Annotated in this window: 9 protein-coding genes; 4 read left to right on the forward strand and 5 right to left on the reverse strand. The window is 66.5% G+C overall.

Annotated features, from left to right (window positions below):
* Positions 1-78 precede the first annotated feature (78 nt).
* The gene (locus tag L1F31_RS06630; RefSeq protein WP_265419855.1) at positions 79-1,566 is read right to left on the reverse strand and encodes a malate:quinone oxidoreductase; all 1,488 of its coding nucleotides are present in this window, start codon (positions 1,564-1,566) and stop codon (positions 79-81) included.
* Between the two features lie 64 nt (positions 1,567-1,630).
* Between L1F31_RS06630 and L1F31_RS06635 the strand changes: the two genes are divergently transcribed.
* Positions 1,631-2,554: a LysR substrate-binding domain-containing protein gene (locus L1F31_RS06635; RefSeq protein WP_265419856.1), complete on the forward strand. Its 924-nt coding sequence runs from the start codon at positions 1,631-1,633 to the stop codon at positions 2,552-2,554.
* Between the two features lie 69 nt (positions 2,555-2,623).
* Here L1F31_RS06635 and L1F31_RS06640 read toward each other — a convergent pair whose 3' ends face one another.
* The 3 genes from L1F31_RS06640 to L1F31_RS06650 form a co-directional block, all read right to left on the reverse strand.
* On the reverse strand, positions 2,624-4,753 hold the full coding sequence (locus L1F31_RS06640; protein WP_265419857.1) for an iron ABC transporter permease: 2,130 nt from the start codon (positions 4,751-4,753) through the stop codon (positions 2,624-2,626).
* Between the two features lie 3 nt (positions 4,754-4,756).
* Positions 4,757-5,797, reverse strand: a complete 1,041-nt coding sequence (locus L1F31_RS06645; protein WP_265419858.1) for an ABC transporter substrate-binding protein — start codon at positions 5,795-5,797, stop codon at positions 4,757-4,759.
* Positions 5,798-5,888: 91 nt separating this feature from the next.
* Positions 5,889-6,716 carry an ABC transporter ATP-binding protein gene (locus L1F31_RS06650; RefSeq protein ID WP_429860960.1) on the reverse strand — a complete coding sequence of 276 codons (828 nt, stop codon included), beginning with the start codon at positions 6,714-6,716 and terminating at the stop codon, positions 5,889-5,891.
* Between the two features lie 210 nt (positions 6,717-6,926).
* Between L1F31_RS06650 and L1F31_RS06655 the strand changes: the two genes are divergently transcribed.
* The 3 genes from L1F31_RS06655 (at position 6,927) to L1F31_RS06665 (ending at position 11,106) form a co-directional block, all read left to right on the forward strand.
* On the forward strand, positions 6,927-8,060 hold the full coding sequence (locus L1F31_RS06655; protein WP_265419860.1) for a metallophosphoesterase family protein: 1,134 nt from the start codon (positions 6,927-6,929) through the stop codon (positions 8,058-8,060).
* A complete protein-coding gene (locus L1F31_RS06660) occupies positions 8,057-10,771 on the forward strand; it encodes an AAA family ATPase (protein ID WP_265419861.1) in 2,715 nt (904 codons plus the stop codon). The genes L1F31_RS06655 and L1F31_RS06660 overlap by 4 nt, the downstream gene beginning before the upstream one ends.
* Positions 10,772-10,872: 101 nt before the next feature.
* Positions 10,873-11,106, forward strand: a complete 234-nt coding sequence (locus L1F31_RS06665; RefSeq protein WP_265419862.1) for a hypothetical protein — start codon at positions 10,873-10,875, stop codon at positions 11,104-11,106.
* Between the two features lie 78 nt (positions 11,107-11,184).
* Here the strand turns inward: L1F31_RS06665 and L1F31_RS06670 are convergent, their stop codons facing one another.
* On the reverse strand, positions 11,185-12,903 hold the full coding sequence (locus tag L1F31_RS06670) for a class I adenylate-forming enzyme family protein (protein WP_265419863.1): 1,719 nt from the start codon (positions 12,901-12,903) through the stop codon (positions 11,185-11,187).
* Between the last annotated feature and the right edge of the window lie 60 nt (positions 12,904-12,963).

Raw genomic sequence — 12,963 nt, forward strand, 5'->3', positions numbered from 1 at the left:
CCGGCAGTCTGTCGCACTGCCTGATGCGAGGGGTCGGTGCGCGCGATCGGTGTGCGAAGTCCACCGCCTCCCCGCTGATCACATGCTGACCCGCTCCAGTCCGAGAACGGCGTCGGTGTCGGCCTGGGTGCGTGCGACCGCCTCGGCGTCCCAGAGTGTGCGCTCGCAGTCGGGGATGGCCTCGGTCAACTCGGCCTTCCAACGGTCGTGCCACTGTGCGGGAAATGCGCGTTCGAGCAGGTCGAGCATGATCGGCACCGCAGTCGATGCCCCGGGGGAGGCGCCGAGCAGCCCCGAGATCGACCCATCGGAGGAGACGATGAGCTCAGTTCCCTGCTGCAGGACGCCGATCTTCTTGGGATCCGGTTTCACCAGCTGTGCTCTCTGCCCTGCCAGGATGAGCGTCCACTCGTTCCGCCGTGCCTGTGGGAAGTACCGCTGCAGTTGGGCGAACTTCCGGGCAGGGCCGGCGGCCAGCTCCTTGATGAGGAAGGTGACGAGGTCGAGGCTCTGCAGGCCGGCGGCCGCGATGATGTGCAGATTGTCCGGCCGAAGTGTCGTGAAGAAGTCGGTGAGCCGACCGCGTTTGAGCAGCTTCGTGCTGAAGGTCGCATAGGGGCCGAAGAGCAGGTGCTCCCGCCCGTCGACGATCCGTCGGTCGAGGTGTGGCACCGACATCGGTGGGGCGCCCACATCGGCTTGGCCGTAGACCTTCGCTCGATGCCGGGAGGTCACGGCCGGAGTGGAGCACCGATAGAACGCCGCACCGACCGGCAGCACCGCATAGCCGCGGACTTCGGGGACCTTCGCCTTCTGCAGAAGCCTGAGCGCGAATCCGCCGGCGCCGACGAAGACGGTATTCGCCCGCACCGCGAATCGTCCGACGGCTGATGAACCGCTGACCTGCCAGCCTTCCTTCGTGCGGTTGAGTCCGGTCACGGTGTGGCCGGTGCACACTTCACCGGCCGCCTCGGTGATGATCGTCGTCAGTGCTCGGGTCAGCGCACCGAAGTCGATGTCCGTGCCGCGGGGATGGCGGGCGGCGGCCACCGGTTCTCCGGTGGCCGGGCGTCCTTCCATCGTCAGCGGTGCCCACTGCGCAATGGTCTCTGGGTCCTCGGTGTACTCCATCTCGGCGAACAGCGGATCCGCACTCAGCGTGTCCACACGCGTGCGCAGGTACGCGACATCCTCGGCGCCGAAGACGAGATTCATGTGCGCGGCCGAATGGATGAAATCGTCCGGATCGAGCAGTCCCTCCCGCACCAGATGCGCCCACCACTGGCGGCAGAGGTGGAACTGCGCAGCGATCGAGGACGCCTTCGATCCGTTGCCGGGGTCGGGCATGTAGTTGAGTTCGCAGAATCCCGAATGCCCGGTGCCGGCGTTGTTCCACGGGTCGCTGCTCTCCGAGGCGAGGTCCTCGGCGCTCTCCAGCATGAGGATGCGCCACTGCGGTTCGAGCAGAGCAAGCATCGAGCCCAGGGTCGCCGACATGATGCCGCCGCCGATGAGCACGACATCGGCGTCGGGAAGGTGCGTGGTTTGTGCGGTGTGCGTCGTCATGGTCTCACCATGCGCCTCGACAAACAATCCGTCCAATGAGCGAATGGAACTGTATGATCCGAATATGGAACAGTCATCCGAGCCCAGGGGCGCTTCGCTGACGGGACTGAGGGAACTCGTTGCCCTGGCCGATGAGGACGGGCACCTGACCGACGCGGCAGCGGCGCTCGGCATTCCCCAGTCGACGATGAGCCGGCGCATCCACGGACTCGAGAGCCACCTCGGCGTGCCGCTGACCGTCCCACGCGGACGGGCCATCGGGCTGACGGATACGGCCCGGGATCTCGTCGCGGCGGTGCGCACGCCCCTGCGCGAGATCCACACCGCGCTGACAGACATCACCGAGGCGGCCGACCCCGAACACGGAACCATCCGGTTCGGGTTCCCGCTGACGATGGGCGCCGGCGAGGTCCCCGACCTGCTGGCCGCCTTCAGGAGCGAGCATCCGGGCATACGCCTCGATCTCAAACAGGCTCACGGTGCCGAACTCGTCGACGATCTGCAGCGAGGCGTCCTCGATCTGGCGATCATCATCCCGCCCTCGCCGGAGGTCCCGCACGACATCCTCGCGAGCCAGACGATCGTCGCGGCCGTGCCCGCCGACCATCGGCTCGCCGATCAGACCGAGGTCACCGTGGCGCAGCTGGCAGACGAGGATTTCATCTCCACCCCGGCGACGTACAACCTGCGGGAGCTGACCGACCGCTGGTGCGAGGCCGCCGGCTTCGTCCCGCACGTCACGATCGAAGTCACGGAGTTTCCCACGATCCGCGAATTCGTCGGCAGGGGGATGGGTGTGGCTCTCATCCCGCGCGCGGTGCGCCCGATGGACTCGATCGCCGAGGTGGAGCTGCGGGGGCCCGGCTACGTCCGTGAGATCGCTCTGTGCACGGCCGTGCGCAGGTCCAGCCGCGTCGTCCAGAGGCTGCGCGATTACATCGCAGAGCACAGCCCCGCATGGGGAACGTCGCCGCATCGACCTCGATAGCGCTTCGGCGGGCAGGTACGTCCGTGCGCACCGCCGGTCAGACGTTCACGCAGTCGTTCACGCTGCCGCTTACGCCCGCGAACGCGCCAGCAGGTAGACGAAGTACGGCGCACCAATGAGAGCGACGATGAGCCCAGCCGGAATCTGCGCCGGGGCGATGACGGTGCGCCCCACGGCATCGGCGGCGACGAGGCCCACGGCACCGAGAATCATCGCCGTCGGCACCACCCGCAGGTGTCTGCCGCCGACCAATGCGCGGGCGGCATGTGGGGCGACGAGGCCGATGAAGCCGACGACGCCGACAGCCGAGACACTCACCGCCGCGAGCACGGCGGCGATGATGAGCACGGCCAATCGCACCGGTTCGCGCGGAATGCCGACGAGCCTCGGCGTATCGTCATCGAGGGCGAGCAGGTCGAGCTCACGCGTCCAGACGAAGGCCGCGGGAACGGCGACGAGCAACACGAGAGCGACCGGGGCGACATCGGCCCACACCCGACCATAGGTGGACCCGGACAGCCACGTGAACAGGGCAGGGGTGTCCCACGGGTTCGCGCGGACGAGGAACAGAGTGGTCAGGGAGGTGAATCCGAACCACAGTCCGATGCCGATGAGGACGAGCCGGTCGGTATTCATCCCGCCGCGCCAGGACAGTCCGTAGACGATGGCGAAAGCGATGAGCGCGCCGAGGATGCCGACGGTGGAGACGAGACCGATCCCTGCGCCCGGGATCAGTGTGACGACGATGACCGCGCCGAGACCCGCCCCGCCGGTGATGCCGAGCAGTCCGGGTTCGGCCAGAGGATTGCGCGCACTGGCCTGGACGAGGGTGCCCGAGAGTCCCAGCGCGGCACCGGCCGCCAGCGCTGCGGCGACACGTGGAGCACGGGAGTCGAACGCGAAGTCGATGACCGGGGCTGCCCGATCCTGGAACCAGAGCAGCACATCGCCGAGGAGGTAGAACCGTTCCCCGGTGAGCAGACCGAGCACTGCAACACAGATGAGGACCACAAGTCCGAGACCGATGGTCATGCCCGTCCGCCGCGAACCGATCAGCGTCGACCTCGCCGCCGAGGTTGCCTGCGCCGGCCCGGCGGTCCGCATCGATCTGGCGAGGAGGACGAGCGCGATCGCTCCGAGGATCGTCGTCGTCACACCCGACGGCAGCGTGATCGCCTCGGTGGCGCCGACGATCGCCCGCAACACGGCATCGGCGAGGATGACGATGATCGCCCCGATGAGACCCGTGGCCGGGATCATCACCGCATGTCTGCCGAGCACCGGAACCACCCGGGCCAGCAGGCGGGCGATGACCGGAGCGCAGAGCCCGACGAAGCCGATCGGCCCGGCCAGCGTCACCGCCGTGGCGGTGAGGACGACGGCGAAGAGAACGCCGATCGCCCGCGTCGAACGGATCGGGACACCGAGCACCGACGCCGCATCATCGCCGAGGCCGAGCAGATCCAGACGCCGGGACAACAGGATCGCTCCGACGGTGACGGCGCCGATGACGGGGACGCTGCGGATGGCGGCCGTGCCATCGAGCTGATTGAGGGTGCCCGAACCCCAGGAGAAGAGGCTCGTCGTCTCTTCGGCGAAGAGGATGAGCAGCGTCGACGTTCCGGCCTGCAGAGCCATGGCCGTGGCAGTACCCGCAAGGACCAGGCGGGTCGTCGAGGCGGCCGCGCCTCCCGCGAGGCCGAGCACGAGCGCCGCGGCCAGCAGACCGCCGACGAATGCGACACCACCGGAGGCCCACATCGGGATCCCGATACCGAAGGCCGTGACCACAGTGACAGCGAAGTACGCGCCGCCCGTGACGGCGAGCGTGTCCGGCGAGGCCAAGGGGTTGCGCGCCAGAGACTGGAACAGAACCCCGGCGACACCGAGCGCGACACCGACGAGGATCCCCGCGCCCACGCGCGGCAGCCGCGACCCCAAGAGGATGTCACGGGCACCGGGACCCGCCTCGGCGAGGGAGGAGTCCGCACCGACGACGGAAGCCAGCAGATCACGGACACCGATCCCCGAGGTGCCCTGCGTGATGTGCCAGGCAGAGAGGACGGCGAGAGCGACGACGAGGGCGAGCAGCACTCCCGCTCCCGAGAGCGCACCGACGATCCCGCCGCCGCGACGATCCGCGGCAGCCGTCTCCATCGTCTCCTCAGCCGCGGTCGGGGCGGTCGTGGGCGCGGTCATCGATTACTTCGTCAGTGCATCGACATAGGCGTCGAGGACCTGTTCGGAGGACTTGGGGCCGCCGAAGGTCCAGATGCCGGCCGGGAATGCGAAGGTGCGGTCGTCCTCGACAGCCGGGATGTTCGCCCAGATGTCGTTCTTCTTCAGCAGCTCGACATAATCCTCGGACTCCGGATCTTCGGTGCCGGTGTAGAAGAAGTTCGCGTCGCCGACCTTCGAAATTCCTTCGATGTCGGTCTGGCCGAGGCCATAGGCGGGATCGACCTCGCCGGTCCATGCGTTCTTCAATCCCAGCTCCTCGCCGAGCTCACCGATGAGCGAACCCTGCCCGAACGGGCGGATGGCGACGTTCGACCCATTGACCCAGCCGTCGAAGTAGACGAATTCCTTGGAGGCGGGGTCCGCCTCGGCGATGGCCTTCTTCGACTCCTCGAGCTTCGCATCGAAGTCGCTGAGCACGGACTCGGCGCGTTCGGTGCGGCCGGTCGCCTGCGCCACTGTGGTGAAGGTGTCCTTCATGTACTTCACGGGGTCCTCGCCGTTCGCTCCGGCCATCGCCATGACCGGGATGCCCTGGTCCTCGAGTTGGCCGACGATCTTGTCCTTGCGGTCGGCACGCTCGATGATGACGAGGTCGGGGTCGGCTGAGAGGATCGATTCGACATTGGGCTCCTGGCGGGTGCCGACATCGGTGACGTCCTCGGGCAGCGTCTCCGCGGTGTCCCAGGTGGTGAAGCCCTTCGCATCGGCCACGGCCGTCGGATCGACGCACAGGGACAGGAGATCCTCGGTGTACTGCCACTCGAGCGAGACGACCTTCGCGGCCGGCTCATCGAGCGAGATCTCGTGGCCGGTGTCGTCCGTGACGGTCACCGGCCCCGCCGAGGTGCTGCTCGAGTCGTCCGCGCACGAGGCGGAGGTCTGCGACTTCGCATCGGCGGGCGCCTCGGTGTTCGTAGTCCCGCATCCGGTGAGGGCGAGGGCGCAGATCGCCGTCGCCGAAGCGAAGGTGAGAGCGGTGCGCGGCAGTGCTGTTCGGGTCATGGTGATCTTTCTGCTGGGCCGATTCGCGATCGGCGGGTGATCGGGTTGTGTCAGGTGCAGTGATGGCTCGGTGATGGTGCGAGCGGTGGAATCAGTGGGGGACGGCGGGTCGGCGCTGTCGGCGGTGCACCGGCTCGACCTTGACCAGTCCCGTCTCCGCATCGATGCGGGTGGAGATGGGCAGGCCGTAGACCTCGCTGAGGACCTCGGCGGTGAAGACCTCCTCGCAGGTGCCGGTCGAACGGATGCGGCCGTGGTCAAGCAGGACCACGTGATCGGCGACGGTGGCCGCATGTCCGAGGTCGTGGAGGACGACGCCGACGGCGATGCCGTGATCATCGGCGAGTTCGCGCATGAGGTCGAGGATTTCGGCCTGGAAACGCAGATCGAGATGGTTCGTCGGCTCGTCGAGCAGCAGCACGCCGGTGTCCTGGGCCAGGCAGGTGGCCAGCCAGACGCGCTGGAGTTCACCGCCGGAGAGCTGATCCACCGGCCGGTCGGCCATCGGCGTGGTGCCCGTGAGTCCGAGAGCACGGTCGATGGCACTGCGATCATCCGCGGTGAGCCCGGCGAAGCGCCTGCGGTGCGGGTGGCGGCCGAAGGCGACGACCTCGCGGACGCTCAGCCCCGACGGGTGCGGGCGAGACTGTGACAGGAGCGTGACGACCCGCGCGAACTCCTTGGCGCTCAGGGCACCGGACTGTTCGTCAGCTCCGTCGACGGTGACCGTGACGTCGCCGGAGGCGATCGGGTGGAGGCGAGCCAGGGAGCGCAGGACTGTCGACTTGCCCGAGCCATTGGGCCCGAGCAGAGCCGTCACCCGTCCCGGGGCGATCGACAGGCTCACGTCGTGGACGACCTCGGTCCGCTCGTAACCGAGAGTCAGACCGACCGCGGTCAATGCAATCGAATTCACAATTGCTTAGCCTAACCTAAGGTTGGGTCGTGGTGGTGCACTGATTCCCGAGCCGGTCGTGTGCTCGTGGTCCGGGGCGCCGCCTTCAGCGGCATGTCCGCCCAGGTGGGAGCGCTGAACTCAGGTCCTTCTGTGCCGTGCGTCACTTATGTCAGAGGCGACGGATATGGTGGGTTCGCGACCGTAGGATGGGACCGAGACGAGGAGGAGCAGATGAGATTCATCGCCACGGGGGACTGGCAGCTGGGCATGACAGCGCATTTCCTCAGCGACGAGGCGCGCCCGCGATTCCATCGCGCCCGGCTCGACGCGGTCGCGCGCATCGGTGAGCTGGCAGCCGAGAAGGACGCAGAGTTCGTCCTCGTCTGCGGTGACGTCTTCGAGACCAACCAGCTCGACCGGGCGATCATCGCCCGCACCTTCGAAGTCCTCAACTCCTTCACCGTCCCCGTCGTCCTCCTTCCGGGCAACCACGACCCCCTGGATGCCTCGTCGATCTATGACTCACCTGCCTTCACCTCACGGGTGCCGTCCCATGTCCACGTGCTGCGCGACAGCGCACCCTTCGCCGTCGTGCCCGGTGCTGAGATCGTCGGCGCCCCGTGGTTCTCCAAACGCCCCCAGGGGGACCTCGTCGCCGCTGCGACGAAAGACCTCGCCGAGGCGGCTCCCGGTTCTGTGCGCATCATCGCCGGCCACGGTGCGGTGAGCGTCCTCGACCCGGACCGGGAATCGCTGGCCACGATCGACACCGACCATCTCCGGACGCTGCTGCGCGAGGACCGGGCCCAATTCGTCGCCCTCGGTGACCGGCACGCCACCTTCGAAGTCGCCGACCGCATCTGGTATCCCGGTGCGCCCGAGGTGACCTCCAGGCGAGAGGACGATCCCGGCAACGTCCTTCTCGTCGACATCGACGCCGACACTCATCGGACCGAGGTCGAGAAGATCCACGTCGGCGCCTGGAGCTTCACCGTCATCGAGGCCGATCTCAATTCGGCCGACGACGTCGCCGATTTCGAACAGCGGATGAACGGCTTGGCCGACAAGGACCGCACTGCGGTGTGGCTGATCCTGCGCGGCACCCTGCCGACGGCGGCGAAGGCCAGACTGGATGAGCTCCTCGACCACTTCGCCGACCTGTTCGCCCTCGTGTCTCTGTGGGAGAGGCACACGGACCTCGCGGTCATCGCCGCTGATGAGGACTTCGCCGATCTCGGACTCAGTGGGTACCTGCAGGAGACGCTCGACGAGCTCTCTGCCCGTGCCGCCGCCGATGACGACTCTGCGATCGCCGCCCAGGACGCCCTCGGCCTGCTCTTCCGATTCGCCAGGAGCACCTCATGAGACTCCATTCCATCCGCCTTGTCGACTACCGCGGGATCACCGATGCCACTGTCGAATTCGGTCCCGGCGTGACGATCGTCGAAGGGCCGAACGAGATCGGAAAGTCCTCGATCCACCAGGCCATCACCCAGCTGCGCGAGGACAAAGCCAGCTCCCGCAAGGCCAGCGTCAAGGACACCCAGCCGGTCGGCTCCGATGTCGGCCCTCAGGTCGAACTGCATCTGAGCACCGGAGACTTCGAACTCCGATACGGCAAACGCTGGCTCAAACAGCCCTTCACGGAACTGAACATCCTGCGCCCTGTTCCCGAGCAGCTCAGCGGCGACGAAGCCCATGAGCGATTTCTGTCCATCCTCGACGAAACGGTCGACGTCGATCTGCTCGACGCGCTCGACGTCGCTCAGGGCAGAAGTCTTGCTCAGGCCTCGTTGGCTGAGATCAAAGCGCTGCACGGAGCACTCAGCGAATCGGGCGAGGCGCCCGCTGACCACGATGCGTTCCTCGATCGGATCGAATCCGAATATCTGAGATTCTTCACGGCCAAAGGCAAAGAGACCGGAGACCTCCGCAGACTCACCGAAGAGCTCCCCGCTGCTGAAGAGCAGTACACGGCCCTCGTTGCACGCAGTGAGGACATGGACGCACTCGTTGATCGCCACGCTCGTGCCGCCGAACGGCTGCAGACGGTGCGAGAGCAGCTGGGGCAGGCCATGAACGAACGAGACGAGGCGCAGGAGGCGGCGCAGGAGCTGTCCGGACTCAAGGCCGAACTCGAGCGGGCGCAGGAGGCCGCAGAGACGGGGCGGCGCGAAGAGCAGAGGACAGAAGAAGCCTGGAATCGGCGACGGGAACTGATCGCCGAAGCTGCAGCGGCGGAGAAGACCGTGCAGGCGACCGCCGCCGACCGTGACAAGCTCGCAGATCGAGAACACGAACAGGATGCAGAATTCGGCCGGGCGCAGAAGGCCCTTGAGGACAAGCAGGCCGAACTCGATACCGCGCGCACCGCTGCGAAGTCCGCGTCCGCGAACCTCGCACGGGCCCGCGCCCGCCGCGAAGTCAGAGACCTGCGCAAGCGGCTGACGAGCGTCCGCGAACAGGAGCGCAGAGCAGCCGAAGCGAAGGCGACGATCGGAGCGATCGCGGTCACGGCGAAAGACGTCGAACACCTCTCCGGTCTCGTCACCGAGGTGCGCATCGCGACCAAGGCGAAGACCGCGGCGGCCGCGCAGATCATCGCCCGACGGCTCGGGGACACGGACGTGAGCATCGACGGAGTGCAGCTGGCCGCCGACGACCGTGAAGAGTTCGCCGTCGTCAAGGACACGCGGATCCTCATCGATTCCGTCGTCGACATCACTGTGCGACCCGGCCAGTCTCCGGCCGAACTCGACCGAGCCGTCGACGAAGCCGAGTCCGAACTCGACTCCGAGCTCGAACGTCTCGGGGTGACCTCACTCGACCAGGCCAGAGAGCGCGCAGATGTGCGCACCAGTGCTGAAGCGATTCTCGCCGAGGCGACATCGACCCTGCGTGCGCTCATCGGCAATGACGACCGCGCCGGACTCGACGCAGCTTTGTCGCGGGCAGAACATCTGGCCGATGAGTCGGGGGAGTCGAACCGAAATGGCACCCAACCCGGAGCCGGGGACACCGACGAGGCTGGATCGGACGTTGACTTGGACGTGGATTCGGAAGATGACTCGGACGTCGGCTCGGAAGTCAGCTCGGAAGTCAGCTCGACGATGATCGAGGAGCTCGAAGCCGCTGTCGAGGAGACTGCAGCAGCCGTCGAGACCGCACAGGACGCCGTCGAATCCGCCCGTCTCACGCTCGATTCGGCGCGGAACGGCCGGGATGAGACGAGAGTCGCATCCGTGCGATCGCAGGCTCAGCATGAGCAGTCGACGATGACACTTGAGAACCTCACAGCGCGACTTGCCGCTGACCGAGAAGCGCAGTCCGATGAGGAATTGGAGTCAGCGCTCGCCGGTGCCCAGGAGCGGACGGAGACGCTGGCAGCAGACGCGACCGCGGCCCGTGAACGCTATGCGGCCGCCGACCCGGAGACCTTGGAGATGCGGCTGCAGAACGCACTCCAGCTCGTCGACAGCAAGCAGAGGCAGCAGGAGGCGGATCGGCAGGAGGTCGACCGGCTCTCCGCGCTCATCGACGACCGGGCAGGCGAGGGCATCTACGACAAGCTCAAAGCGGCTCAGGAAGCTCTCGAGACCCTGCAGACGAAGCTCGCACGTCTGCGCCGTCAGGCGAACGCGATCAGCCTGCTGCGAGAGACCGTGCGCACACACAAGGAAGAGGCCCAGCGGAAGTACGTGGCACCGTTCAAGGAACAGATCGAACGGTTGGGGCGCGTGATCTTCGGGCAGGGGCTGTCGGTGGAGATCTCCGAGGACCTCGAGATCGTCTCCCGCACACTGGACGGCAGAACCGTGGGCTTCGAATCACTGTCGGGCGGAACGAAAGAGCAGCTGGCACTCCTCGGCCGGCTCGCCGTGGCGACACTGGTCGATGAGACCTCGGGTGCACCGGTGATCCTCGACGACGCCTTCGGCTTCGCCGACGAGAAGCGTCTGGCCGCCCTCAACGTCATCCTCGGCAACGTCGGACGCAACGCGCAGGTCATCCTGCTCACCTGTCAGCCGGGCCGCTTCGGTGCGATCGGCGGAGCGGAGACCGTCAGCCTGGCCTGAGGACCGAGCGATGGCATGTGCACCGCAGGCGGCGGCGCAGCCCGCGCCGGCTCGGTGATCGGGAAATCAACCGGCAAGTCACCATGCGTTAGCCTGAAGCCATGGCTGCAAGGACTTACAAGGACGAAGTCATCGTCCACTGCTCAGGCGACGGGTACTACCGGACACGATGGATCCCCTTCGTGTCTTTCAAATCCATTCGGTTCGGCGCCTATCGGTTCCAGCGCTGCCCGGTCCATGACCGCTGGGAACTGGCGGGGATCGTCGACGACGAGGACCTCACCACCGAGATTAGGGCCGAAGCCGACAGATACCCGGCCTCCCGCATCCCCTGAGGGAACCTCCCACATGCCGTGAGGGAGGCACATCATCCGCAGCTCGCCGACGGCGCCTCAGACAAGCAACCCCACCTACTACTCCGTGGCGGTGGCCGCCGCGCGTGCCGCTTGAGCGGCTTCGACGGCATCGGCGCGGATGGTTCGGCGGAGGATCTTGCCCGAACTCGTCTTGGGCAGCTGATCGATGAACGTCACCTGATGCGGTGCCTTGTAGGAGGCGAGCTTCTCACGGCAGAAGGTCATGATCTCCTGGGCGGTCGCCTCGGCGCCGGGCTGCAGAGTGACGAACGCGGCGACGTCCTCCCCACGATAGTCGTCGGGAATGCCGACGACGGCGGCTTCCTGCACGGCCGGATGCGTATAGAGAACATCCTCGACCTCACGCGGCCACACCTTGAATCCGGAGGCATTGATCATGTCCTTCTTCCGGTCGACGATGAACAGCCAGCCGTCCTCACGCATGAAGCCGACGTCACCGGTGTGCAATTCGCCGTTCGGGATCTGTTCGGCCGTGGCCTGCGGATTGTTGAGGTAGCTTGAGACGACCTGCGGTCCGGAGATCGCGACCTCACCGACCTCGCCGGGCCCCACCGGCTGACCGTCATCGTCGAGGATGCGGATCATCACGTCTGCCTGGGGAAGACCGCACGCGAGGTTGCCGCTGTCCGGGTCGACCGGCGCTTTGAAACCGCGGGGCACGGTGGCGACCTGTGCACAGGTTTCGGACAGTCCGTACCCCTGCCCGACGTAGATGTTCGCGCGATCCTCGAACTTGTTGACTAGGCCCTCCGGAAGGGGTGCACCACCGGACATGAGGGACTTGAACGAGGCGAACTTCTCAGCGCTGAAATTCGGGTGTGCCAGCATCGCCGTGTAGATGGTCGCGGGTCCTGCCATATACGTCGGTTTCTCCTGGTCGCACAGTTCGATGAGGGAACCCGGGTCGAACCGGTAGTTGAGGATGAGCCGGGCGCCTCCGGCAACCCCTGCGAGGAATTGGCAGATGAAGCCGGTGATGTGGAACAGCGGGGCGAGCGAGACGAAGCCGTCGCCGGGAACGAAGTCGGCGTTGCGCAGACAGTAGCGGGAATTGCTCGAAATGTTCGCCTGCGTGGCTGCGGCTCCCTTGGAGCGCCCCGAGGTTCCCGAGGTGTAGGCGATGAGCCCGAGGTCGGAGGGTTCGGGGGAGTGCGGGGTGAAATCGGTATCGAGATTGTCGGCGACCGCGGCCGCGAACTCGAATCGTCCCTCGACCGCGGGCAGCTCGTCGAAGCGCGGCATCGTGTCGAACATCGCGAAGATCGCGTCGGGACCCTCCGTCTGGAAGTTCCGGTCGTCGTTGAGCACGACGAGGGGGATTCCGGCGGTGAAATCCTTGACGCGGTCGAGGTAGGCCGCCTGGGAGACGACGAGTCCCTTGACAGCGGAGTCGGCGAAGATGTGTTCGAGCTCCCCGCGATACATCGGGTTCAGCGGGACGACAGTGCCGCCGGCCTTCCAGATCCCATAGGTCGCAATGACGAACGCCGGGGTGTTCTGGTCATAGATGCCGATGCGGTCGCCGCGTTGGATGCCCTGAGGCGTGAGGAACGCGGCGAAGGCAGTGGACCACCGGTCGAACTCAGCCCAGGTGAGAGAGAAGCCGTAGTAGGTGATTCCTTCGGCATCGCCATGTGCTGCCACGGTGGCCGCCAGATCGGCCAGCGGAGTGGAGTCGGGCAGCACGAGCGGTTCCTGAACCACATCGCCCAAGGTGGTGAGCCAGGGCCGGGAGTCGAACCAACTGTTCGTCATTGAACATCCTTTCTCGGTGGGCCCGCGCATCATCAGTCGGACCCGGTGGGTTTCACAGTA

Source organism: Brevibacterium spongiae (genome assembly GCF_026168515.1).
Classification (GTDB): domain Bacteria; phylum Actinomycetota; class Actinomycetes; order Actinomycetales; family Brevibacteriaceae; genus Brevibacterium; species Brevibacterium spongiae.